Here is a 22,281-nt window from a genome sequence, read left to right as displayed (position 1 = left end):
CATGAGTCAAGCAACAGACACCGACGCCGTTCGTGAGGACGGCGTCATCGAGAGCGTGAGTGGTCCAGTCGTGACCGCCACGGACCTCGGCGCAAAGATGAACGACGTCGTCTACGTCGGCGACGAAGGGCTGATGGGCGAGGTCATCGAGATAGAAGGAAACCTGTCCACCATCCAGGTGTACGAGGAGACGTCCGCCGTCTCCCCCGGCGAACCCGTCGAGAACACCGGCGAACCCCTGTCCGTGGACCTCGGCCCGGGCATGCTGGACACCATCTACGACGGCGTCCAGCGCCCGCTCGACGTCCTGCAGGAGAAGATGAACTCGGCGTTCCTCGACCGCGGGGTCGACGCGCCGGGTATCGACCTGGAGAAGACGTGGGAGTTCAACCCGGAGGTCGAGGAAGGTGACGTCGTCGAGCCCGGCGACGTCGTCGGTCTCGTCCCCGAGACGATAACCATCGAGCACAAGGTCATGGTGCCGCCCGACTACGAGGGTGGCGAGGTCACGTCCATCGACTCTGGCGAGTTCACCGTCGAGGAGACGGTCGTCGAACTCGACAGCGGCGAGGAGATACAGATGCTCCAGGAGTGGCCGGTCCGTGAGTCCCGTCCGACCGTCGACAAGCAGACGCCGACGACGCCGCTGGTCTCCGGCCAGCGAATCCTCGACGGCCTGTTCCCGCTCGCGAAGGGTGGGACGGCCGCGATTCCCGGCCCGTTCGGGTCCGGGAAGACTGTCACCCAGCAGTCGCTCGCGAAGTTCGCCGACGCGGACATCGTCGTCTACATCGGCTGTGGCGAGCGTGGCAACGAGATGACCGAGGTCATCGACGACTTCCCGGAACTGCCCGACCCGCAGACCGGCAACCCGCTGATGGCCCGGACGTGCCTCATCGCGAACACGTCGAACATGCCCGTGGCGGCGCGCGAATCCTGCGTCTACACCGGCATCACCATCGCGGAGTTCTACCGCGACATGGGCTACGACGTCGCGCTGATGGCCGACTCCACCTCGCGGTGGGCCGAGGCGATGCGCGAGATATCCTCGCGGCTGGAGGAGATGCCCGGCGAGGAGGGCTACCCCGCCTACCTCGCCGCGCGCCTCTCGCAGTTCTACGAGCGCGCCGGCTACTTCGAGAACATCAACGGTACCGAGGGCTCCATCTCGGTCATCGGTGCGGTCAGCCCGCCGGGCGGGGACTTCTCCGAGCCGGTCACCCAGAACACGCTCCGTATCGTGAAGACGTTCTGGGCGCTGGACGCCGACCTCGCGGAACGTCGGCACTTCCCCGCGATCAACTGGAACGAGTCCTACTCGCTGTACCAGGACCAGCTCGACCCCTGGTACCGGGAGAACGTCGCGGAGGACTACCCGGAAGTGCGCCAGTGGGCGGTCGACGTGCTCGACGAGGAGGGCGAACTGCAGGAGATCGTGCAGCTGGTCGGTAAGGACGCGCTTCCCGAGGACCAGCAGCTCACGCTCGAGATCGCGCGCTACCTGCGCGAGGCGTGGCTCCAGCAGAACGCGTTCACCGAGGTCGACCAGTACTGTCCGCCGGAGAAGACCTACGGTATCCTCACGGCGATCAAGCACTTCAACGACGAAGCGTTCGAGGCACTCGACGCGGGCGTCCCCGTCGAGGAGATACAGTCCATCGACGCGGCGCCGCAACTGAACCGCATCGCGACGACGCCCGACGACGAGGCCGAGGCGTTCATCGAGGACCTCGAAGAAGACATCACGGAACAGCTCCGGGAGCTGTACTAACAATGAAGGAGTACCAGACGATTACAGAAATCAGCGGCCCGCTGGTGTTCGCCGAGGTCGACGAGCCGGTCGGCTACGACGAGATCGTCGAGATCGAGACCCCGAGCGGCGACACCAAGCGCGGACAGGTGCTCGAATCCAGCAGTGGCCTGGTCGCGATCCAGGTCTTCGAGGGCACCGAAGGTATCGACACCAAGTCGTCCGTCCGGTTCATGGGCGAGACGATGAAGATGCCCGTCACCGAGGACCTCCTCGGGCGGGTGCTGGACGGGTCCGGGAACCCCATCGACGGCGGTCCCGACATCGTCCCGGACGAACGACGCGACATCGTCGGCGAGGCGATCAACCCCTACGCCCGCGAGTACCCCGAGGAGTTCATCCAGACGGGCGTCTCGGGCATCGACGGGATGAACACGCTCGTCCGCGGCCAGAAGCTGCCGATCTTCTCGGCGTCCGGCCTGCCGCACAACGACCTCGCACTCCAGATCGCCCGTCAGGCGACCGTGCCGGAGGAGGAAGGCGGCGAGGACGACGAAGGTTCGGAGTTCGCGGTCGTCTTCGGCGCGATGGGTATCACCGCCGAGGAGGCGAACGAGTTCATGGCCGACTTCGAGCGCACCGGTGCGCTGGAGCGGTCGGTCGTCTTCATGAACCTCGCGGACGACCCCGCGGTCGAGCGGACGGTCACGCCGCGACTCGCGCTCACCACCGCCGAGTACCTCGCGTTCGACAAGGGCTATCACGTGCTGGTCATCCTGACGGACATGACCAACTACTGTGAGGCGCTGCGCGAGATCGGTGCCGCACGCGAGGAGGTCCCGGGCCGTCGTGGCTACCCCGGGTACATGTACACCGACCTCGCCCAGCTGTACGAGCGCGCCGGCCGTCTCAAGGGCGTCGAGGGGTCCATCACGCAGATTCCCATCCTCACGATGCCGGGTGACGACGACACGCACCCGATTCCGGACCTGACCGGGTACATCACGGAAGGGCAGATAATGATGGACCGCGACCTGGAGAGCCAGGGGCTGAAGCCACCGATCAACGTCCTGCCGAGCCTGTCGCGCCTGATGGACGACGGTATCGGCGAGGGCCTCACCCGCGAGGACCACGCCGACGTCTCCGACCAGCTCTACGCCGCGTACGCGGAGGGGCAGGACCTGCGCGACCTCGTGAACATCGTCGGCCGCGAGGCGCTCTCCGAGCGTGACAACAAGTACCTCGACTTCGCCGAGCGCTTCGAGGACGAGTTCGTCGACCAGGGCTTCGACACGGACCGCTCCATCGACGAGACCCTCGACATCGGCTGGGACCTCCTGTCGATGCTCCCGAAGACGGAACTCAACCGCATCGACGAGGACCTCATCGAGGAGTACTACCGGGAGGACGCGGCGGCCGTTGAGGCATAGACCGCCCTCTCGTTCTCGCGACGCATCGTCGACCAGTCGACAGACTGTCCGCCGCTTCTTCGGGTGAGCCGACCGGCCCGTCGCGGCGGCGGGTTCGCCACTCCGTGACGCCCCGACCGGACCGCCACGGGCAGTTCGACGTCCGTCGCGCACGGGGACGATCAGTAAAGGGAATCGTAAAGGGTTAACAGGCTGGCCGCGCTACGGCCACCTAATGGCCAAGGACGTCAAGCCCACCCGGAAGAACTTGATGGCGATAGAGGACCGCATCGAGTTGTCCGAGCGGGGCCACGACACGCTGGAGAAGAAGCGGGACGGCCTCATCATGGAGTTCATGGACATCCTCGACCAGGCACAGGACGTCCGGTCGAACCTGGAGTCGAACTACGAGGACGCCCAGAAGAAGATCAACATGGCGCGGGCGATGGAGGGCGACGTCGCAGTTCGCGGTGCCGCAGCCGCGCTGAAGGAACACCCGGAGATAACCACGGAGTCCCGGAACATCATGGGCGTCGTCGTGCCCCAGATAGAGTCCTCGAAGGTCCAGAAGGACCTCGGCGACCGCGGGTACGGCGTCCTCGGCACCTCCGCCCGCATCGACGAGGCGGCGGAAGCGTACGAGGAACTGCTCGAGAGCATCATCCTCGCGGCCGAGGTCGAGACCGCGATGAAGAAGATGCTGACCGAGATCGAGACGACCAAGCGCCGCGTCAACGCGCTGGAGTTCAAGCTCCTGCCGGAGCTCTACGAGAACAAGGACTTCATCGACCAGAAGCTCGAGGAACAGGAGCGCGAGGAGATCTTCCGGATGAAGAAGATCAAGGACAAGAAAGAGGAGAGCGAGAAGGAAGCGGCCGAGGCCGACGCCGAGACGGCAGAAGCGGTCACTGCCGACTGAACCCGCGCCTAGTTTTTAGAGGGCTCCCTGTGTCTGGAGCCGTATGCAGTGTTCAGAGTGTCGTTCCGACACCGTCTCGTTCGCCGTCCCGGCCGAACTCTCCGAGTACGCGCCGGGCGGCGGGTCGGCGGCGGCCATCTGTACGTCCTGCCTGAACGTCCAGCCCGCAGAGTCGGTCGAGGGCGACGGCGACCTGACGAGGGTGAGCGAGGCGTTCGCCGTCGACGAGGCGTCGGCCGTCGAGATGGCGCTCGTTGTCGGGTTGCTCTCCTCGCTCGCACTGAACCGGTCGAAGATAGAGACGTTGCTCGAACGCATCGAGGACCGCGGCACGGACCCGATGCTGGTACTCGAGGAACTGGAGGGGGACGGGGGCCTGAAGCCCTCGGTCGCCATCGGACGACGACGGAATCAGCTGGAGCAGTTGATGGGGTGAGACGGTAGTACGAGTTTAGACGCCGGTCGAGTACCGCAGCAGTCCGGCGATGCCGCCGAAGGCGTTGTAGAGCTGGTCGCCCTTCTCGAAGTCGGTGGAGGGTCCCTCTTGCTAGTACTTTCTGTACTGTGGCAAAGAGAATCCAAATCCGGACTTGGACCACACTGCCGGTGAGGGAACGAATAGCTGGGCCTATCCTGTCTCACAGGCGACCTTGACGAATCTCGATAGCAACAATACCGAATAATTCTCATTCTCCAGAATCATAGCTCATAGTTACTTTGTAATATCCTTCCCGAAATCGTATATAGAACGGATAGTTCCGACCACCGTAGTTGTTATCCGTCAAAAAATCGTAGGTGTCAACTGCGGAATCGTTTAGAGGAGACGACCTGAACTGACTCGTATCCACTGCTTGGTGAATTGTATCATATATGTTCTCGTTCACAGTTTCATGAGTAATATGAATCACTTGTTGTCTAATAATTACCTCGCATAATTTACCAACTGAATCTGCAATCAGTTCGAGAGAGTAAACGAAGTTTTCCCCTTCCTCGTTCACACTCACATGGTAATATTTATCCTGGAACTGCAGGTAGATCTCCTCTTCGAAGGTGAATTCAGTTGAGGTTGATGAGTTGTTAGATTCTATTACATCTTCGACGTGGTTTTCATCTCGTCGATCCAACTTATCAAACGTTCGGATTGAGCGCTCACAGATTTGTGTCATTGTCACTGGTTCCGTTTCAATTCGTAGTTCCGAAGCCCTGCTTCCGTTGATACCGAACAGACAACCGGACGAAGCAAGGATTGATAGAGTGGATAACCCGTTGGCTATCACCGTTCTTCGATCCATTTCCGCCAAATATGAGCATGGCGATAAATATCTTCTGTCAGATGGTTCTATGGTGTTTTTATTGTTTGATTTAAAACTAAAGAGTAACCTTAGACCCCAGTAGAGTACCGCAACAGGCCCGCGATGCCGCCGAAGGCGTTGTAGAGCTGGTCGCCCTTCTCGAAGTCGGTGGAGATGAACTTGGTCTCGGTGCCGCGCTGGTCGGCGATGTTCATGAGGAACTCGATGGCGTCCTCGCGTTCATCGACCTCGGCTTCGGTGCCGTCCTCGCAGGTGTGGGTGGGCGTGTTCTTCCGGGCGTCGACGAGTTCGTACTCCTCGTCGCCGTCGCAGTCGTAGACGACGACGTCCTTCCGGAGGTCCTCGGAGATGAGCAGCGTCTCGACGGAGCCCATGACGAGGTTCTCGCGGGTCGGCTCGAACCCGTAGGTCGCCTTGTTGCCGTCGTGGAGCTGTTTGAAGAAGTCCTCCATCAGCTCCTTGTCCTCCATTATCTCGGCGTCGGCCAGCACGTCCTCGGCGGCGTCGACGAGGTCGTAGAGACCGGACTCGTCGGTGTAGGCCACGTCGAACTTGCCGAGCACCTTGTCCTGAATCTCGTGGTGGAGGTAGTCGCCGTCGAGGAACTCGTCCTTGGTCGGCGAGGGACCGCCGACGAGCACGCCCTGCATGTCGTGACGCTCGGGGACGAACAGGTCGTTGGCCATCTCGGCGACCTCCTGGTAGAAGTTGTCGATGGCCTCGAGCCGAAGGCGGGCGAACCGCTGTGCTGACTGGCCACCCTTGCGCTGTTTCCCGGGCACCAGCGATGAGGCGGACTTGACGGGCACGACGCGCTTGCCCTTGAGCCACCCGACGTTGGCCTCGCGTCGGTCGAGGACGACGAGTCCGTACAGGCCCTGGTCGGCGAGCATGTGCTCCAGGGGCTCGGTGAAGAACGCAGAGTCGCAGTGGTACCGGAACGACTCGATGGGCTGGGGCGGCGATTCGAGCACCTTCGTCACCATCTCGGTCTGACCGCCGCCGGAGTCGACGGCACCGGAGAACAGCACCATCCCGTTCTCGGGCGGGTTCTTGTAGTACCGGAGGCGGTCCTTGATGCTCGTGAGGGCGTCCTGGACGTTCGTTCGGGTCTGCTTCGACTTGATGTTCGAGGCTTCGCTGTGCTCCTGTGTGACGTGGGCGACCACGTCGCTGATCTGCTTGTCCTCGGGGACGTAGATGCTGACGAGTTGCGTACCCGACCCCTCGTACTCGTCGAGTTCCTCGATGACCTTCCGGAACTCGTACTTTCGGCGGTCGGACTGCTCCTCGCCCTCCTGCTGACTCATTGTCGGCTCTAGGCCCTGCACACGGTAAGTAACTGTTCCTTGCCCAACGCACGCCCCCGACGGGTCTAGGCGGACGTGGGTTCAAGTGTGGTGACGGGACCAGAGACGGCGTGACCTGACGAGGGTCCCCCGGTGGTCGAGGCGGGTGCGTGGCACGCCCCGGGGGTCGACGTAGCCCGGTGCCACCTGTTCGCCACGTACCCGAACGGAGGGCCCGGTGCCGCCGGTGACCACCGATGGAAGGGTATCACGTTTTATTAGTCGGCCGTGATTCTGTCCAGACACATGACCACGCAGGAGACGGTGTACGCCATCGCAAGTGGGAAGGGGGGCGTCGGAAAGACGACGACGACAGTGAACCTCGGAACCGCACTCGCTGGGGCGGGAAACCGCGTCGTCATCGTCGACGTCGACCTCGGGATGGCCAACCTGGCCGGGTTCGTGAGTCTCTCCCCCGGGGACACGACGCTCCATCAGGTCCTCGCCGACGACGCGGACGTGTCCGAGGCGACGTACGAACTCGCCAACGGGATCTGGGCGGTCCCCAGCGGCATCGAACTCGACAGTTACGCGTCGGTACAGACCGAGAACCTCCGGGACGTCGTCGACTACCTGCGGAACCGCTTCGACTACGTCCTCCTCGACGTCGGTGCCGGGGTCAGCCACGAGACGGTCCTCCCGCTCGGTCTGGCCGACGCCGTCCTCCTCGTCTCGACGCCCGAACCCGCCTCGGTCCAGGACGCCCGCAAGACCTGCGACCTGACCGAACGCGCCGGTGGCACCATCGCCGGCATCATCCTCAACCGGACGCGACCGTCGAGCGACGTCGACCACGAGGGAATCGCCGAGCAACTCGACCTCACACTGCTCGTGACCATCCCCGAGGACCTGACCGTCCGGGAGAGCGTCTACGCCGGGACGCCGCTGGTCGTCCACGACCCGAAGACGCCGGCGTCGCGCGCCTACCGGTACCTCGCGGCGCGACTGCTCGGCGAGGCGGGACCGGAGGACATGCCGACGTTCAGCACGACGGCGGCGGCCGGCAAGTCCGGCTCGGACGCGGCCAGCGAGGACGACGTCTCGGCGGCCATCTCGGAGGTCGACCAGGACTGACGGCGGCCATCACGGAGGTCGACGTCCCCGACGGTCGGACCGGCCGTGACCGACAGGCTGCCGGAACCGGCCGAACGACGCGACAGGAAACCATTATGGGTAACCGAGCCGATAGTTTCGAGTATGGCAGACGACAGCAATTCGATCCCACTCTCGTGGGTCCTGTTGTTCATCTCGCTGACGCTCGCCGCCGGCGTCGCCGCCGTTCTTCTCGTTGGCGGAAGTCTGTTCGGGCAGGTCCTGCTACCGCTCGTCTGAGCTACATCGACCGTGGCGCGGCGACGCCGAGTATCGACAGCGCGTTGGCGATCGTGTGGCGTGCGGCCGCGACCAGCGCGATTCTGGCCGCGCGCAGTTCCTCGTCTTCGGCACCGAGAACCTGACACTCGCGGTAGAACGCGTTGAACGTCTCCGCGAACTTCCGCGTGTACGTGGCGACCGTGTGGGGTTCGAGGTCGACCGCGGCCTCCTCGACGACCGCCGGGAACCGGGCGATGACCCGGAGCAGGTCCTCGGACTCCTGCCGGTGGAGCACGCTCGCGTCGACCGCGTCCGGAACCTCGCCCGCGTCGTCGAGGATGCCACAGCAGCGCGCGTGGACGTACTGGACGTACGGTGCGGACTGGGCCTCGAAGTCGAGCGCGCGGTCCCACTCGAACGTGATGGCCTTCGTGGGCTGTTTGGAGACGATGTCGTATCGGACCGCGCCGATGCCCACCTGGTGGGCGATGCGCTCGACGTCCTCGTCGGTGAGGTCGTCGTCGCGGATGCGGTCCTCCATGCGCGTCTCGACCTCGTTCCGGGCGCGGTCGATGGCCTCGTCGAGCAGGTCGTCGAGGTCGACGCCGGTGCCCTGCCGGGTGGACATCGACTCCCCGCCCGGGAGGTTCACCCAGCCGTACAGCACCTCCGTGAGCTGGTCGGTGTCGTTACCGAGTATCTCGAGCGCGGCCCGTAGCTGGTCCGCGTGGAGGCCCTGGTCCTCGCCGAGGACGGTCACGGCACGGTCGTAGTTCTCGAACTTCCACTCGTGATGAGCGAGGTCGCGCGTCGTGTAGAGCGTGGTGTCGTCCGAGCGCAGGAAGACGAACTGCTTGTCGATGTCCCAGTCGGTGAGGTCGAGTTGCCACGCGTCGTCCTCGTAGACGGCGTACTCGGACGCTTTCAGGCGGTCGACGACCTCGTCCGTCGACCCGTCGCGCATGAATCGCGTCTCCTTGACGAACTCGTCGAACTCGGCGGGCAGGCGGGCGAGGCACTCCTGCATCCCCGAGAGGACCTGGTCGACGACCGCCGAGACGCGTTCGTACGTGTCCTCGTCGCCGTCCTCGAGGCCCTGCATGATGGCCTGTATCTCGGTCTCGGCGTCCTCGGCGTCCACGGGGTCGGCCGCTTCGAGGAACGCGTTGCCCTTGCGGTAGTAGCGAACGAGGTCGTACTCGATGCGGTCGCGTTCGGGCGGCGCGTCGAGGTCCGACTCGTCGAAGGTCTCGTAGGCCCACGTGAACACGGCCATCTGCCGGCCGGCGTCGTTGACGTAGTAGTGCCGGTGGACGTCGTAGCCCGCGTAGTCGAGCGCGTTGGCGACGGCGTCACCGACGATGGGGTTGCGTGCACGCCCGACGTGGATGGGGCCGGTCGGGTTCGCGGAGGTGTGTTCGACGACGACGGACTCCTCCTTCGGCGGGAGGTGGCCGTAGTCCGATGCCTGGCCGGCGTCGAGCGTCCCGGCGAAGTAGGCGTCGCTGGGGAGGACGTTGATGTACGGGCCCTGTGTCACCACGTCGCCGACGTACTCGTAGTCGTCGGGGTCGATCTCTGCTGCGACGTCGGCGGCCACCTTCGGCGGCGGTGCGCCGACCTCGCCGGCCAGTCGGAAGGCGACGCTGGAGGCCAGGACGGCCGTGACGTCTTCCGGTGGCTCCTCGATGCCGAGGTCGTCGGTGGGGAGGTCGAGCGACGAGAGCGCCCCGGTGAGGGCGTCCTCGACCTCCGACCGCAACTGCAGGAACATACGCCCACGTACCGCTGGGGACTGTAAATGGGTTTCTGAATGCCGGCACCCCGTTCAGCCGTCGCTCGTCGTGACGGCATCGGGGTCGCCGGCGTCCAGGGGCGTTCTCAGGTCTCCGCCTCGACGCGGATATCGGCCTCGGCCTCGGGTTCGGCCCCGGTCTCGTCGCGTCCGCGCGTCAGCAGCCACAGGAGTATCAGGACGCCTTCGGCGCGCGCGGCCGTGTAGACCCACGAGCGCAGTTCGACGTCGTCGTTCTTCGTCGCGAGGCGCATCCAGAAGTCGACCAGACGACGGGGGGCGACGACCTCGACGAGCGCGAGTACGGCCAGGGCTGTCCGGAGGAGCATACTGGTCGCTAGGGCCCGCAGATGCAAGAAGGACGGGCTTGACGGACCAAGTCAGACGGCGGCGTCGGCGTTCTCGTCGTCGCCGTCCGACCGGATCGCCGCCCGCTGTCGTGGGATGACGTCGAACTCGGAGTCGACGTCGCCGAGGACGAGCAGGGCGTAGTAGCGCAGGTACGTCTGGACCGGGACCTGCACCAGCGCGGCGACGGCGAGGACCGCCAGTCCGAAGAGGATGGCGAGGACGACGAAGGCGGCGACGCCGAGCGGTTCGAAGAGGAGGAAGAGACCGACTCCGATGGCTGCGAGGACGCCGAACGGGATCAGCAGGACGAGCGCGGCGACGCCCGTGAGGAGTGCGACGAGCATACCCCCGACGAGCGCGAGGACGAACCCGACGACGGCGTACGCGAGGTACTGGGTCCAGTCGCGCTTGATAGAGCCCCAGAGCTGCCGCCACGCCGGGAGGACGTTCACGTCCTCGAGTATCATTATCGGGACGACGAAGACGGTGGTGAAGCCGCTGACGACGCCGACGATGAGCGTGAGGACGAGGAACAGCGGCAGGAGGACGACGAAGACGCCGACGGCCAGTCCACCGCCGACCGGACCGCCACCGAACCCGGCGAGCAGGAGCGGGAGGACCAGTAACAGGGCGCTGCCGAACGTGACGACGCCGAGGACGAGGCGGAATCCGAAGAGCCGGACGCCGAGTCGCCAGTGCCAGTTCCAGTACTTCCGGATCCACACCTCCTCGGTCCTGAGCGACTCGACGAAGACGAACTCCATGATGGAGCCGACGAGGAGGAACGCGAGCGCGAGCAGTAACAGGAAGAGGACGATGCCGCCGATGACGAGCCACGTCTGCCCGGACGGTTCGAGGGGCGGTTGTCCCGGTGGCGCGCCACCGTTCGCGTCGCCGCCGCCGAACGAGTACCCCGACGAGCCACCGTTCACGCCGGGGAGGCCGATGAAGAACACCACGACTGCGAGCTTGACCCAGGTCGTCCGGTCGACCGGCGTCAGGAGGTTCCGCGTCGCGTCCAGGGCGTCGTCGATGTCTTCCAGTGCGTGGAGTGCCATGGGTCACGTTCGTAGTTCCAGCCTATTGGTAAGTGGTGGTTACGAGTGCGCGGACCGGAGGAACGGATACTTTAGGGCTGGGGCCTGTTCGTACGTCCAATGAGCGAGTCCGACGGCCCGAAACAGGTAGACGACGGCGAGCGCGACGAGGGCTGACCGCGTTCCGAGGCGGACGACTCGCGATGGGAACGGTCAGACGTCGGCGAGCGGGTCGTTCGTCCAGAACTCGCTGTCCTTCTGGAGCTTCGGGACCCACGTGTCCGCGTCCCTCGCGATGAGCGCGACGCGAGACTGCGGGACGTCCGCGAGGTGGTCGTGGTCGGGCATGTGCGCCATGACGTCCCCGGCGAACGCGACGACGTCCTCGTGGTCCGGCATCGCGGACCGGTCGAGACGACCGCGCGAGTGCCCGACGTGCATGTACGCCTTCAGTTCGACGAAGTCCGGGTCCGCGCGCCGATAGAACGCCGCGTACCAGTCCGGGCTGTGCATGTTCTCGCCGTTCACGAGCGTCGTCCGCAGCACCGTCCGCGTGTCGTCCTTCGCCGCGAGCACGTCCATCGTGTCGACGAGGCGCTCCCACGCGTCGTCGTCCACGGCCTTCACCGTCGAGTCGAACGTGTGGCGCTCGGGTGCGTCGACGCTCACGTAGAGCTGTGTCGGTTCACAGCGCTCCAGAACCTCCGGTTTCGTACCGTTGCTCACGAGGAACGTCGTGATGTCGCGCTCGTGGAACTCCTCGATCAACTCGGGCAAGTACGGGTACAGCGTCGGTTCACCGTCCAGACTGATCGCGACGTGCCGCGGCTCCATCGCCTGCTCGAACACCTCACGTGGGACCTCGTCGTTCCCCCCGTATCCGGAGAGGAGTTTCCGCTGGAGTTCCACGCTCGCGTCCGCGACCGCCGCCGGATCGTCCCACTCCACGTCCCCGAGTTCGTACGCGTGCCCCGCGTGGTCGCGCCAACAGAACACGCAGCGCTCGTTGCACTTCACGACCGGTGTCATCTGCATACAGCGATGTGACTCGATTCCATAGAACGCGTACTTGTAGCAGCGGCCGTCTCCGGTGAGAGCATTCGCCGTCCAGCCGCAGGTCTGTGCTGCGGTGTGATTCACGCTATGATAGTTCGGGTCGTCTACCTGCATCGGCCCAGCGTCGGAACTCTCCCTGTTCCGATCGCTCGCCGGGGTTTCCTCGACGGAATCCGATTCGCTCATTGGCGAGACATGGGCGGCGAGGATAAAACGTTCTTCCCTCTCTCCGCCTGGCCCCTCACGGACTGTCTCGAATGCAGCCGACACTGGAGACGACTGCAGCCACCGAAGGACGCCGTGGGGCGCACCGGATTCCACGGATGGGACAGCACGTCCAGTGCGACGCCAGGGATCTGTCACACGCGACACCCCATCTCCCTCTCGTCGATGGTCGAGTCGGAGTTCGACCTCGCCGTCGTTCAGCCAGCGTCGTCGCTGGCGGTTGCCTTGCCCAGATGCCCGGCAGAGTTGATCCAGAGCGCGTCTTCGGAGAGAGCCATACCTCCGTTCTGTGCGATTTCCGGTAGTTCCCAGTGGATCGTGCCATCGTTCGTTGCGAGCCCGTACAACCCGTTCGCGAGGGCGTAGACGACGCTATCCGTCAACACCACTGTCGACACCGGCGTGTCGTGAGACGCCGGTTCGCCAGACTTCGCTCCCATCCGCAGCGTCGAGCGCGAGGATCTGTCCCGTCGCACCGGTTGGAACGACGACTCGGCCGTCGTTCGGTTCGAAGGCAGGTGTCGCGTACATGTTCGACCCTCCCGTTCGGGTTCGCCAGGTCGTTTCGCCCGAGTCGAGGTCGAGTGCCGTCACGTCGCCTCCAGCACCCGTCAGGTACACCGTTCCGCCACCGACCGATGGAGGTGCATAGGACCGGATTCCACTCCGCGTCCAGAGTTGGTCCCCAGTCGTTCTATCTAGCGCTCGGACCAACCCGTCGCCATCTTCCACGTATCCGCAGACCACGACCGTCTCGTCACGCACGGCGACCCCATTGAGAAGAGTTTCCGTCTCGTTAGTCCAGTGGACGGTTCCGTCGGGGGCAAGTGCTTGCACCTCGGTGGAGCCACACACGAAGATGGTATCGCCCGACGTAGTGACGTTGGCGAGCGCAGCCCCGTGGCCGAGGTCTGTTCTCCACGATTCAGCCCCGGTCCGCGAATCGTACGCGATGAATTCGTTGCCCGTCTGCACGAGCAGTTGGTTACAGTGAACGACTGGTGAGGTCGATCCCGGTCCCTCGTACGATACGTTCCAGACCACCTCGTTCGTCTGGCGGTCGAGTGCGGTAACGCTACCACCTTCGTTCACGTAGCAAAGCTCCCCATCGAGTACCGGAGATGTCCTTTCAGCGATGCCCGAATGGACCACGTCGGTCTGGGGTGCGTCTCGAAAGGCGGGGGCCCTCTCGGTACGACCCGAATTACGAGACCCGTTCTGAAAGCTCCGCCATCCGTCTGACCGGTTGCATGGACGGTACGAACGGGTGTTTCCCGAAGAGTTGCGGGATGAAAGTGCCGAACATCCAGCTAGAGCTCCCGAAGCGATCGTCGCAATTATTTCCCGCCTATCGATAGACATTATTTAGTATTTTGTGAGGACAATTGTAGTGGCTATAATTCCCCGTAAATGTTGTATCTAAATGAAGCAGAGAGTTCTTCGTGCTTTACGTCCCAAGGGATGTAGGGGTCAAAGAAGTACCCATCAAGCGTGACGTCAACACTCTCCTTAGGATGCTGGGCGAAGTCGTGGTCCAAAATTGCTAAGCTTGAAGAGTTTAGCTGTGTGTAGTCAGTGGAGATATCTGTACTCTGATGATCCATAGTAATCTTGTGATAGTCATATATATCCGGAGAGCTATTGTTTGACACCTCTAGATTTGAATTAGTGACGTCTGAGGATAGACCAATCGTAACGATGTCAGACCCGCCGAGTGTGAGACCCATAGAGGTAGTGCCAGTTCCGACATCGCTCATTGGTTCAGTATCTCTCATATCGGCGTGGACCGGATCATCAGTTGTCCACTCGTGTTTCTGTTCAACTTTATCGCTCAGCCAGGTATTACCGTGGCTGTTCGACCCCGGGTCCATACGGCTTTCGGAGTGGGTGGCGTAATGGGTCGGTTCTTGATTGCTTTGTCTAAATTCCACATGGAATCCATGTGCGTTTCCATTTCCTGAGTCAGGAAACACCATGCCATACGAATCGCCAATCTCAAACCAGTCTTCCCATTCGGACGAGTATGTTTGTACAGAAGTAGAGACAGATCCTTCCAATCGATTCAAATTTGAATCGGCTGATTTGTGGAGGGAGTCTGCGGCAGTCACTCTATTGTCGCGCTGGTCCTGAACCGGGGAAACACCAGAATGCACAATATTTTTTAAATGTCCGAAGCCCCCAACTCGCTCGCGACGCCGACACGTGGGTCCCGGAGTTGAACAAGCAGAGCGAGTTCTGGGAGCGCGACCCCCTCGTCGACTACTGACGGCGACGTCGCGGGAGTGTTCGCCCCCGGACCCGTTCGCCAAGCGATGGGCTTTAGTCGACGCGGACGAAGTCCGAACTACTCCCGCGCTTCGCGCCTCGTCGCACACTCCCGACGAACCATCTCATTTCTGGAACGCATCCCTCATCCGGTATGCTTATCCCGGGGGCGTCCGAAGTCTCTGGTATGTCAGAGACAGCGTCGTACGCGGTCGGACACGACGAACTCGCCGTCGCGAAGTTGCTCGCGCTAGACGGTGCGACCGACGGCGAGGTCAAGGTGTCCTGTTCCGGGCTGGCGGCGCGCCTGGACGCCTCCAACCAGACTGCCTCGCGGCGACTCCAGCGACTCGAAGACGCCGGCTACGTCACCCGGGAGACCGTCAGCGACGGCCAGTGGGTGGCGCTCACCGAAGCCGGCGAGCGCGCCCTCCGCGCCGAGTACGAGGACTACCGGCGAATCTTCGAGGGCGAGACCAGCGTCGACCTCACCGGCACCGTCACCAGCGGGATGGGCGAGGGACGACACTACATCTCCCTGCCGGGCTACATGGAGCAGTTCGAGGAGAGACTCGGCTACGAGCCGTTCCTCGGCACGCTCAACGTCGAACTGACGGCCGACAGCGTCCGACGACGCACCGCCATGAGCGCCATCGAACCGGTCCACATCGACGGCTGGGAGGACGAGGACCGGACCTACGGCCCGGCGGTCTGTTACCCTGCGACCGTCGATACGGCCGACGGCAGGACCTACGAGGACGCCCACACCATCGCACCGGAGCGGACCCACCACGACGAGGACCAGCTGGAGGTCATCGCCCCGGAGAAGCTCCGTGACGCGCTCGACCTGACCGACGGCGACGAGGTGACCATCAGTGTCCGGGAGCAGTGACGTGACCGCACACCAGCACCACGCCGACGCGGCGGTCGACCGCGCCATCGCCGCGTTCGAGGCCGGCCACCCCGTCTGCATCCACGACGCCGCCGACCGCGAGGGCGAGACCGACCTCGTCTACCCGGCCCACGGCGTCACGCCAGCGGCCGTGACGCGGATGCGCAACGACGCCGGTGGGCTGGTCTGCGTCGCCCTCCCCGACGACGTCGCCGACACGTTCGACCTGCCGTTCATGCAGGAGACACTCGACCATCCGCTCGCGTCCGACCACGACCTGGCGTACGACGAACGGTCGTCGTTCTCGCTGACGGTCAACCACCGGGAGACGTTCACCGGCATCCCCGACGACGACCGCGCGCTCACCATCACGAAACTCGCCGAGGCCGCCGCCGACCCCGAGTCGTTCCCGTTCGTCGACGAGTTCCGCGCGCCGGGCCACGTCCACCTGCTCCGGGCCGCCCCGGGCCTGCTCGACCAGCGACTCGGCCACACCGAACTCGGCATCGCCCTCGCCGAGGCGGCCGAGGTTCCCCCGGCCGTCGTCGTCTGCGAGATGCTCGACGACGACACCGCCGGCGCGCTCTCGCCCGCCGACGCCCGCGCCTACGCCGCCCGCGAGGACATCCCGTACGTCGAGGGGGCGGACCTCGTCGCGCGTCTCGGCTGAGTCTCCCGTCGCCGTCGAACGCGCTGCGACGGCATCGACACGACGATTCCACCGTTTTGACCCGGCCAGTGCGGCGGTCTGGACCGCGGACGCAAACCGCCTACATCTAAATGGGTCGCAAGCATTGCCACCGGTATGAGCTTCGACGAGATGGACGTCGACACGATCTGGATGGACGGGGAATACGTCGACTGGGAGGACGCACAGGTCCACGTGCTCACCCACGGACTCCACTACGGGACGGGCGTCTTCGAGGGCGCGCGATGTTACGACACCGAGCAGGGCCCGGCGATGTTCCGCTGGGAAGAACACCTCGAACGGCTCTACGACTCCTGCAAGCCCTACGAGATGGAGATAGACCACGAACCGGCGGAACTCACGGAGGCCACCAAGACGCTCATCCGCGAACAGGACCTCGCGTCGTGTTACATCCGGCCGCTGGTCTACTACGGCTACAAGAGCCTCGGCGTCTCGCCGGGGGACTGCCCGACCCGGACCACCATCGCCTGCTGGCCGTGGGGAACCTACCTCGGCGAGGACGCCCTGGAGAACGGCATCAAGGTGAAGATTTCCTCGTGGCGCAAGCACGCCTCCAGCCAGATTCCGACCAACGCGAAGACGACGGGCCTGTACGTCAACAGCCTGCTCGCCGGCGAGGAGGCCCGCCGCAACGGCTTCCGCGAGGCCATCGTCCTCAACAAGGAGGGCAACGTCGCCGAGGGCCCCGGCGAGAACATCTTCCTCGTCCGCGACGACGAGATATACACGCCCGGGCTGGCCGAGAGCATCCTCGACGGCATCACCCGCGACACCGTCATCACGCTCGCCCGGGAGATGGGCTACACCGTCCACGACGAGGCGACCATCTCGCGGGGCGAACTCAACACCGCCGACGAACTGTTCTTCACCGGCTCTGCGGCCGAGGTCACGCCCATCCGGCAGGTCGACAACGTCGAGATCGGTGACGGCTCGCGCGGTCCGGTGACCGAGGAGATACAGCAGCGCTTCTTCGACGTGGTCAACCGGCGGACCGACGACCACGACGAGTGGTTCGAGTACGTCGAGGTCTGAGCCGACAGGCGGCTCAGTTCCCGAGGTAGAGTTCGCGGACGAGTTCGGAGTCCCTGATGGTGTCGGCGTCCGCCTCGAACCGGTTCTCGCCCATGTCGAGGGCGTACGCGCGGTCGGCAACTTCGAGTGCGGCCAGCACGTTCTGCTCGACCATCAGCACGGCCGTGCCGGCCTCGCGGATACGGTCGACGTGTTCGAACGCCCTGCTGATGAGCTTCGGTGCGAGCCCTGCGGAGGGCTCGTCGACCAGCAGCAGGTCCGGGTCGGGGACCAGCGCCCGGGCCATCGCGAGCATCTGGCGTTCGCCACCGGAGAGGGTGGACGCGTCCTGGTCTCGCCGCTCCTCCAGGCGCGGGAAGAGTTCGTACATCGCCTCGCGGCGCTCGGCCGGAGCGTCGGCGTGTATCGACCCGATGTCGAGGTTCTCGGAGACGGTCAGGTTCGGGAACACGTTGGCCGTCTGTGGGACGTAGGCGACGCCCTGGGGCACCATCTCGTTCGAGTCGAGCCCCGAGAAGTCCCGACCGTCCATCTCGATGCTGCCGTCCCAGAGCGGGAGCTGTTTGAACAGCGCCCGCATCAGCGTCGACTTGCCGGCACCGTTGGGGCCGAACAGCAACACGACCTCGTCGGCGCGCACGTCGACGTCGACGCCGTAGAGCACCTGGAGGTCGCCGTACCCGGTCTCGATGCCGCGTGCCGAGAACAGCGCGTCGTCGAACCGGCGGACGTCCTCGATGTCGCTCATCTGTCGACCCCCCCGAGGTAGGCCTCGACGACGCGTTCGTCCTCCTGGACGATGGCGGGCGGCCCGACCGCCAGCGTCCGGCCGTCGTGCATCACGACGACCCGGTCGCAGTGCTCCATCACGACGTCCATGTCGTGTTCGATGAACAGGATGGTCCGGCCACGGTCGTTCAGTTCCTCCAGCCGAGCGAGCAGCTCGTCGGTCAGCGACGGGTTGACGCCGGCGACCGGTTCGTCGAGCAGGATGATGCGCGGGTCCATCATCAGTACCCGTCCCAGTTCGAGCAGTTTGCGCTGGCCGCCGGAGAGGCTGCTAGCGTACTCGTCGGCGAGGTGGTCGAGTTCGAGGAACTCGAGGGTCTCGTCGACGGTCGCCTGGACGTCGGCCTCCTCCTCGCGGATGGTCTCGGGTCTGAACAGCGCGTCGAGCGCGCGCTCGCCGGTCTGCTCGGCGGCCGCGAACGCCATGTTCTCGCGGACGGTCATCCCGCGGAACGTCTTCGGGGTCTGGAACGTCCGGCCGACGCCCCGCTTCGCGACCGCCGTCGGGGAGCGCCCGTGGATGGGCTTGCCGTCGAGGCGGACTGCCCCCTCGTCGGGCGCGTGGACGCCGGTGATGCAGTCGAACAGCGTCGACTTCCCGGCCCCGTTCGGGCCGATGAGCCCGGTGATGGTGGCCTCCTCCACGCCGAACGAGACGCCGTCGTTCGCGACGAGGCCCCCGAAGCGTTTCACGACGCCGTCGACCTCGAGGAGGTCGGTCGAGCCGTCAGCCGGGACGTCCTCGGCCGTCGAGTGCTGGTCCGTGCTCATGGCTCAGTCCTCCTCCCCCAGCGCCTGTATCTCGGCGGGGTCGCCGAACAGCCCCTCGGGCTGGTACCTGATGACGAGCACGAACAGGACGCCGATGAAGACGAACCGCATGCTCGGGATGAACGACGGGTTGTTCGGGAGCGGCCCGAACAGCGCGGGGAGCACCCCGCTGAGTGCATCCGGGAGCGTCGACTGGACCCAGTCGTACACCGTCGTGATGAAACGCGTCGACTCCTGGAAGGCGACCACGGTGAACGCGCCGACGACGGCCCCCGTGTTCGAGGCGGCCCCGCCGAGCAGCATCGCGGCGTAGACGGTGAACGTCACCGCCGGGACGAACTGCGCGGTCACGACGCTCCCGAGATAGTGGGCGTAGACGCCGCCGGCGAAGCCGGCGATCATGCCGCCGATGACGAACGACTTCAGCTTGACGACGTTCGTGTCCTTCCCGAGCGTCTTCGCTGCGGCCTCGCTCTCGCGGACGCCCTTCAGCAGCCGACCGAACGGCGCGTCCATCAGGCGTTCGAGGAGCAGGTAGACGACGACCAGGCTACCGGCGGCGAACAGGAGGTACGCCAGTTGCCAGACGTCGGCCGAGACCACCGCCCGCCCCGGCTTCGGGACCCCGTTCATGCCGAACGAGCCGTTGGTCAGCCACGCCTCGTTGACGAGCACGTCACTGAACACGCCCGCGAGGGCGAACGTCGCGATGGCGAGGTAGTGGGTCCCGAGCCGGACGCTCGTCAGTCCGATGAGGAACGCGAGCAGCCCGCCGACGACGGCGGCGGCAGCGAGGCTCACCGGGAACGCGTACGGCATCGGGAGGTTGAACCAGATCTCGTAGCTGGCGTTCGTCACCTGCGACGGCGGCGGCATCGTCACGATGGCCGAGGCGTACGCGCCCGCCGCGAAGAAGGCGACGTGGCCGAAGTTCAACAGGCCCGTGTAGCCGTAGTGGACGTTGAGCCCCAGCGTCAACAGGCCGTAGATGCAGCCGATGGTCGCCACGGTGACGAGGAACGCGGCCCAGCCGGTCAGTAGCGCCATCAGAACTCACCTCCCCTGATGCCCTCCGGTCTGAGCAGGAGGACGGCCACCAGGATGACGAACGCGTACGCCCGGGTGTAGTTCGCCGAGAGGTACGCCGAGCCGAAGTTCATCGCGATGCCGATGACGAACGCCCCGAGCATCGCGCCGTAGGGGCGGCCGATACCACCGAGCAGCGTCGCCGCGAAGATGACGATGAGATACGCAAAGCCCACGCCGGGGCGGAACGGCGCGAACAGGACGGCGTAGAGGACGCCCGAGAGCGCGCCAGCCGCCGCCGAGATGAACCACGTCTGCCGGACGACGCGCTGCGTGTCGATACCGGCGACCTCGGCCAGCGACCGGTTCCCGCTGGTCGCGCGCATCCGCTTGCCCAGCATCGTCCGCTGGAGCAGCAGGTGGACGAGCAGCATCGTCACCACGCCGACGACGAGGACGGCCACCTCGAGGTCGGTCAGCTGGACGCCGAAGTAGTCCTTCCTGCGCAGCAGGGGGATTGGGAGCTGGCGCGCGTCGACGCCCACCCACCCCTGCAGCAGGTTCCGGAGGATGAACGAGACGCCGATGGACGTTATCAGCAGCGGGAGCGCCCCCCGATGGGAGATAGGCTCGAAGAACACCCTCGAGACGGCCACGCCGAGCAGCCCGACGAGGACGACTGCGACGACGATGGCGACCGGGAGCGGGAGCGAGGCCCCGAACAGCCCGGCCGCGACGAACACCGTGAGGTACGCACCGTAGGTGAGGAACTCGCCGTACGCGAAGTTGATGAACCGCGTGACACCGTACGAGAGCGTCAGCCCGACCGCGCCGACGGCGATGACGCTCCCCTCTACGAGGCCGAATACGAACGTCTGAATGAGATTGTCGAAGACCATGCTGGGGGTGGTGGAGACGGCTCAGAGCGCCTCGGGCGGCAGCCGACCCGCCTCCGTCCACGAGCCGTCCTGTGCCCGCTTGATAGAGAAGGGGGCGACGATGTCGCCGTCGTCGTCGAAGTCGATGGGCCCCACCAGTCCCTGGTAGTTCACGTCGGTCCCGTCGGCGATGGCCCCCGCACCGTCGGTGTAGCTGGTGACCGTCTGGTCCGGCGGACGGGCGACGGTGGGGATGGCCGACGCGATGCTCGAACCGGTGAGGTCGTCGCCGTCGGCCGCGACCTGGGCCATGGCGAGCCCCAGCACGTTCATCGCGTCGTAGGTGTTCGTCGCGAACACGCGCGAGCCCTCGTCCCAGCCGGCGTACTCGGTGATGGCGTCGAAGAACTCCTGGAGCCGGCCGGTCTCCTGGGCCGGTTCGTACGTCGCCGCGTTGAGGCCGAGCATGTCGTTCGTGACGCGAGTGTCGCTCTGTGAGAGGAAGTCCTGGTTGGTCTGGTCCTGGGTCGCGAACCAGTTCCCCTCGTAGCCGGCCTGGAACCCGGCCTCGGTTATCTTGATGCTGTCCTCGACGGACGCGACGAGGACCGTTATCTCGGGGTCGGACTCCATCATCGACTGGACCTCCGAGGTGTAGGAGGCCTTGCCGGTTCGGATGTCCATCGCCGTGGTGATGGTCCCGCCGAACTCCTCGAACGAGGACTGTATCGGCTCCTTGAACGACTGGAACACCTCCTGGTTGCCGACCATGAGCGCCATGCGCTCGTAGTCCTGAATCGAGTTGTACTGCTCGTCGCGGGCCGCCCGCGAGATGGCCCGGCCGCCGAGCGAGTCCGAGGAGACCGTCCGGAAGACGTACTCGCCGCCGCGGTCGTCGAGCGAGGTCGTGCCCGCGGTCGGCGTGACGATCGGCACTTCGTTCTCGGTCAGCGTGTCGATGACCGCCGACATCGTGATGCTCGTCGGGCCGACGACCGCCTGGACGTTCTCGACGTTGACGAGGCGGTTCGTCGCCGAGACGGACGCATCCGGCGACGCCTCGGTGTCGCCCTGGACGATACTCAGCTGTCGGCCGTCGATGCCACCCTGGTCGTTTATCTCCTCGACGACCATCTCCACGACGGGCAGGACGTTGGCCCCGACCCAGGCGTAGTCGCCGGAGAACGGCAGCAACACGCCGATACGGATGTCGTCGCCGCCCCCACCGCCACCGCCCGAATCGGTGTCGTCGCCCCCGTCGTCCGGGGCCGTGGTCTCGTTCCCCGAGTCGTCTCCGCCCAGGCAGCCGGCCAGTGCGGTTAGCCCGGCCAGCCCACCCGTGTGCCTGAGTAGTCGCCGTCTCTCGATATCCATGCACACACATCACCCTTCTCCATTATA

At 64.9% G+C, this 22,281-nt stretch carries 23 protein-coding genes and 1 pseudogene; 9 read left to right on the top strand and 15 right to left on the bottom strand.

The features are described from left to right. Position 1 precedes the first annotated feature (1 nt). From ACSC1W_RS13160 to ACSC1W_RS13145, 4 genes are all read left to right on the top strand, one after another. Entirely contained in the window at positions 2-1,771 is a 1,770-nt protein-coding gene (locus ACSC1W_RS13160; RefSeq protein ID WP_435347990.1) for an ATP synthase subunit A, read from the top strand. A gap of 2 nt (positions 1,772-1,773) precedes the next feature. Beyond that, positions 1,774-3,180, top strand: a complete 1,407-nt coding sequence (locus ACSC1W_RS13155) for an ATP synthase subunit B (RefSeq protein WP_435347988.1) — start codon at positions 1,774-1,776, stop codon at positions 3,178-3,180. A gap of 214 nt (positions 3,181-3,394) precedes the next feature. Next, the gene (locus tag ACSC1W_RS13150; RefSeq protein ID WP_435347986.1) at positions 3,395-4,078 is read left to right on the top strand and encodes a V-type ATP synthase subunit D; all 684 of its coding nucleotides are present in this window, start codon (positions 3,395-3,397) and stop codon (positions 4,076-4,078) included. Between the two features lie 43 nt (positions 4,079-4,121). Continuing rightward, entirely contained in the window at positions 4,122-4,514 is a 393-nt protein-coding gene (locus ACSC1W_RS13145; RefSeq protein ID WP_435347984.1) for a DUF6276 family protein, read from the top strand. A 15-nt stretch (positions 4,515-4,529) separates the two neighbouring features. Here ACSC1W_RS13145 and ACSC1W_RS13140 read toward each other — a convergent pair. The 3 genes and pseudogenes from ACSC1W_RS13140 to prf1 all read right to left on the bottom strand — a co-directional run. Continuing rightward, positions 4,530-4,613 (bottom strand): annotated as a pseudogene (locus ACSC1W_RS13140) (hypothetical protein); the annotation flags it as partial. Positions 4,614-4,764: 151 nt separating this feature from the next. Then, positions 4,765-5,370 carry a hypothetical protein gene (locus ACSC1W_RS13135; protein ID WP_435347982.1) on the bottom strand — a complete coding sequence of 202 codons (606 nt, stop codon included), beginning with the start codon at positions 5,368-5,370 and terminating at the stop codon, positions 4,765-4,767. 89 nt (positions 5,371-5,459) lie between these two features. Beyond that, the gene (gene prf1, locus ACSC1W_RS13130) at positions 5,460-6,701 is read right to left on the bottom strand and encodes a peptide chain release factor aRF-1 (RefSeq protein ID WP_435347980.1); all 1,242 of its coding nucleotides are present in this window, start codon (positions 6,699-6,701) and stop codon (positions 5,460-5,462) included. Between the two features lie 285 nt (positions 6,702-6,986). On the opposite strand from prf1, the gene minD reads away from it, so the two are divergent. Together minD and ACSC1W_RS13120 are read left to right on the top strand one after the other, a co-directional pair. Then, complete coding sequence (gene minD, locus ACSC1W_RS13125; RefSeq protein ID WP_435347978.1) at positions 6,987-7,814, top strand: cell division ATPase MinD; 828 nt, start codon at positions 6,987-6,989, stop codon at positions 7,812-7,814. A gap of 123 nt (positions 7,815-7,937) precedes the next feature. Beyond that, complete coding sequence (locus ACSC1W_RS13120; protein WP_435347976.1) at positions 7,938-8,072, top strand: hypothetical protein; 135 nt, start codon at positions 7,938-7,940, stop codon at positions 8,070-8,072. Position 8,073: 1 nt separating this feature from the next. Here ACSC1W_RS13120 and argS read toward each other — a convergent pair whose 3' ends face one another. The 7 genes from argS to ACSC1W_RS13085 all read right to left on the bottom strand — a co-directional run bounded on the left by argS (position 8,074) and on the right by ACSC1W_RS13085 (position 14,626). Further along, a complete protein-coding gene (gene argS / locus ACSC1W_RS13115) occupies positions 8,074-9,828 on the bottom strand; it encodes an arginine--tRNA ligase (protein ID WP_435347974.1) in 1,755 nt (584 codons plus the stop codon). A 107-nt stretch (positions 9,829-9,935) separates the two neighbouring features. Next, positions 9,936-10,178 (bottom strand): hypothetical protein, encoded by a 243-nt coding sequence (locus tag ACSC1W_RS13110; protein WP_435347972.1) that lies wholly within the window; start codon positions 10,176-10,178, stop codon positions 9,936-9,938. A 51-nt stretch (positions 10,179-10,229) separates the two neighbouring features. Continuing rightward, entirely contained in the window at positions 10,230-11,258 is a 1,029-nt protein-coding gene (locus ACSC1W_RS13105; protein ID WP_435347970.1) for a DUF7544 domain-containing protein, read from the bottom strand. A 192-nt stretch (positions 11,259-11,450) separates the two neighbouring features. Continuing rightward, positions 11,451-12,479 carry a 4-demethylwyosine synthase TYW1 gene (gene twy1, locus ACSC1W_RS13100; RefSeq protein ID WP_435347968.1) on the bottom strand — a complete coding sequence of 343 codons (1,029 nt, stop codon included), beginning with the start codon at positions 12,477-12,479 and terminating at the stop codon, positions 11,451-11,453. Between the two features lie 236 nt (positions 12,480-12,715). Further along, on the bottom strand, positions 12,716-12,904 hold the full coding sequence (locus tag ACSC1W_RS13095; RefSeq protein WP_435347967.1) for a hypothetical protein: 189 nt from the start codon (positions 12,902-12,904) through the stop codon (positions 12,716-12,718). Then, positions 12,891-13,880 (bottom strand): outer membrane protein assembly factor BamB family protein, encoded by a 990-nt coding sequence (locus tag ACSC1W_RS13090; RefSeq protein WP_435347965.1) that lies wholly within the window; start codon positions 13,878-13,880, stop codon positions 12,891-12,893. The genes ACSC1W_RS13095 and ACSC1W_RS13090 overlap by 14 nt, the downstream gene beginning before the upstream one ends. A 32-nt stretch (positions 13,881-13,912) precedes the next feature. Continuing rightward, entirely contained in the window at positions 13,913-14,626 is a 714-nt protein-coding gene (locus ACSC1W_RS13085) for a hypothetical protein (RefSeq protein ID WP_435347963.1), read from the bottom strand. A 344-nt stretch (positions 14,627-14,970) separates the two neighbouring features. Here ACSC1W_RS13085 and ACSC1W_RS13080 point away from each other — a divergent pair, with 344 nt between their 5' ends. The 3 genes from ACSC1W_RS13080 (at position 14,971) to ACSC1W_RS13070 (ending at position 17,416) form a co-directional block, all read left to right on the top strand. Beyond that, on the top strand, positions 14,971-15,675 hold the full coding sequence (locus ACSC1W_RS13080) for a DUF120 domain-containing protein (RefSeq protein ID WP_435347961.1): 705 nt from the start codon (positions 14,971-14,973) through the stop codon (positions 15,673-15,675). Continuing rightward, a complete protein-coding gene (gene ribB / locus ACSC1W_RS13075) occupies positions 15,659-16,345 on the top strand; it encodes a 3,4-dihydroxy-2-butanone-4-phosphate synthase (protein ID WP_435347959.1) in 687 nt (228 codons plus the stop codon). The genes ACSC1W_RS13080 and ribB overlap by 17 nt, the downstream gene beginning before the upstream one ends. A 135-nt stretch (positions 16,346-16,480) precedes the next feature. Then, on the top strand, positions 16,481-17,416 hold the full coding sequence (locus ACSC1W_RS13070) for a branched-chain amino acid transaminase (RefSeq protein WP_435347957.1): 936 nt from the start codon (positions 16,481-16,483) through the stop codon (positions 17,414-17,416). A gap of 13 nt (positions 17,417-17,429) precedes the next feature. On the opposite strand, the gene ACSC1W_RS13065 is transcribed toward ACSC1W_RS13070, so the two are convergent. The 5 genes from ACSC1W_RS13065 to ACSC1W_RS13045 are packed head-to-tail and all read right to left on the bottom strand — an operon-like array spanning position 17,430 to position 22,254. Beyond that, complete coding sequence (locus ACSC1W_RS13065; RefSeq protein WP_435347956.1) at positions 17,430-18,164, bottom strand: ABC transporter ATP-binding protein; 735 nt, start codon at positions 18,162-18,164, stop codon at positions 17,430-17,432. Next, positions 18,161-18,976 (bottom strand): ABC transporter ATP-binding protein, encoded by an 816-nt coding sequence (locus ACSC1W_RS13060; RefSeq protein ID WP_435347954.1) that lies wholly within the window; start codon positions 18,974-18,976, stop codon positions 18,161-18,163. Before ACSC1W_RS13060 ends, ACSC1W_RS13065 begins: the two co-directional genes overlap by 4 nt. Positions 18,977-18,979: 3 nt before the next feature. Next, positions 18,980-20,023 (bottom strand): branched-chain amino acid ABC transporter permease, encoded by a 1,044-nt coding sequence (locus tag ACSC1W_RS13055; RefSeq protein ID WP_435347951.1) that lies wholly within the window; start codon positions 20,021-20,023, stop codon positions 18,980-18,982. Next, a complete protein-coding gene (locus tag ACSC1W_RS13050; protein ID WP_435347949.1) occupies positions 20,023-20,901 on the bottom strand; it encodes a branched-chain amino acid ABC transporter permease in 879 nt (292 codons plus the stop codon). The genes ACSC1W_RS13055 and ACSC1W_RS13050 overlap by 1 nt, the downstream gene beginning before the upstream one ends. A gap of 21 nt (positions 20,902-20,922) precedes the next feature. Continuing rightward, positions 20,923-22,254: an ABC transporter substrate-binding protein gene (locus ACSC1W_RS13045; RefSeq protein WP_435347947.1), complete on the bottom strand. Its 1,332-nt coding sequence runs from the start codon at positions 22,252-22,254 to the stop codon at positions 20,923-20,925. Positions 22,255-22,281 lie beyond the last annotated feature (27 nt).

It is taken from the genome of Haloarchaeobius marinus, from assembly GCF_051207415.1.
Taxonomy (GTDB): domain Archaea; phylum Halobacteriota; class Halobacteria; order Halobacteriales; family Natrialbaceae; genus Haloarchaeobius.
Note: the sequence above shows the minus strand (reverse complement) of the source record. Positions and strands in the feature narration are given on the sequence as shown.

What these genes read in the sequence shown, in the direction of transcription:
- ACSC1W_RS13160 (WP_435347990.1), top strand. Translation starts at nt 2, where the DNA reads ATGAGTCAAGCAACAGACACCGACGCCGTTCGTGAGGACGGCGTCATC.
- ACSC1W_RS13155 (WP_435347988.1), top strand. Translation starts at nt 1,774, where the DNA reads ATGAAGGAGTACCAGACGATTACAGAAATCAGCGGCCCGCTGGTGTTC.
- ACSC1W_RS13150 (WP_435347986.1), top strand. Translation starts at nt 3,395, where the DNA reads ATGGCCAAGGACGTCAAGCCCACCCGGAAGAACTTGATGGCGATAGAG.
- ACSC1W_RS13145 (WP_435347984.1), top strand. Translation starts at nt 4,122, where the DNA reads ATGCAGTGTTCAGAGTGTCGTTCCGACACCGTCTCGTTCGCCGTCCCG.
- ACSC1W_RS13135 (WP_435347982.1), bottom strand. Translation starts at nt 5,370, where the DNA reads ATGGATCGAAGAACGGTGATAGCCAACGGGTTATCCACTCTATCAATC.
- prf1 (WP_435347980.1), bottom strand. Translation starts at nt 6,701, where the DNA reads ATGAGTCAGCAGGAGGGCGAGGAGCAGTCCGACCGCCGAAAGTACGAG.
- minD (WP_435347978.1), top strand. Translation starts at nt 6,987, where the DNA reads ATGACCACGCAGGAGACGGTGTACGCCATCGCAAGTGGGAAGGGGGGC.
- ACSC1W_RS13120 (WP_435347976.1), top strand. Translation starts at nt 7,938, where the DNA reads ATGGCAGACGACAGCAATTCGATCCCACTCTCGTGGGTCCTGTTGTTC.
- argS (WP_435347974.1), bottom strand. Translation starts at nt 9,828, where the DNA reads ATGTTCCTGCAGTTGCGGTCGGAGGTCGAGGACGCCCTCACCGGGGCG.
- ACSC1W_RS13110 (WP_435347972.1), bottom strand. Translation starts at nt 10,178, where the DNA reads ATGCTCCTCCGGACAGCCCTGGCCGTACTCGCGCTCGTCGAGGTCGTC.
- ACSC1W_RS13105 (WP_435347970.1), bottom strand. Translation starts at nt 11,258, where the DNA reads ATGGCACTCCACGCACTGGAAGACATCGACGACGCCCTGGACGCGACG.
- twy1 (WP_435347968.1), bottom strand. Translation starts at nt 12,479, where the DNA reads ATGAGCGAATCGGATTCCGTCGAGGAAACCCCGGCGAGCGATCGGAAC.
- ACSC1W_RS13090 (WP_435347965.1), bottom strand. Translation starts at nt 13,880, where the DNA reads ATGTCTATCGATAGGCGGGAAATAATTGCGACGATCGCTTCGGGAGCT.
- ACSC1W_RS13080 (WP_435347961.1), top strand. Translation starts at nt 14,971, where the DNA reads ATGTCAGAGACAGCGTCGTACGCGGTCGGACACGACGAACTCGCCGTC.
- ACSC1W_RS13070 (WP_435347957.1), top strand. Translation starts at nt 16,481, where the DNA reads ATGAGCTTCGACGAGATGGACGTCGACACGATCTGGATGGACGGGGAA.
- ACSC1W_RS13065 (WP_435347956.1), bottom strand. Translation starts at nt 18,164, where the DNA reads ATGAGCGACATCGAGGACGTCCGCCGGTTCGACGACGCGCTGTTCTCG.
- ACSC1W_RS13060 (WP_435347954.1), bottom strand. Translation starts at nt 18,976, where the DNA reads ATGAGCACGGACCAGCACTCGACGGCCGAGGACGTCCCGGCTGACGGC.
- ACSC1W_RS13055 (WP_435347951.1), bottom strand. Translation starts at nt 20,023, where the DNA reads ATGGCGCTACTGACCGGCTGGGCCGCGTTCCTCGTCACCGTGGCGACC.
- ACSC1W_RS13050 (WP_435347949.1), bottom strand. Translation starts at nt 20,901, where the DNA reads ATGGTCTTCGACAATCTCATTCAGACGTTCGTATTCGGCCTCGTAGAG.
- ACSC1W_RS13045 (WP_435347947.1), bottom strand. Translation starts at nt 22,254, where the DNA reads ATGGATATCGAGAGACGGCGACTACTCAGGCACACGGGTGGGCTGGCC.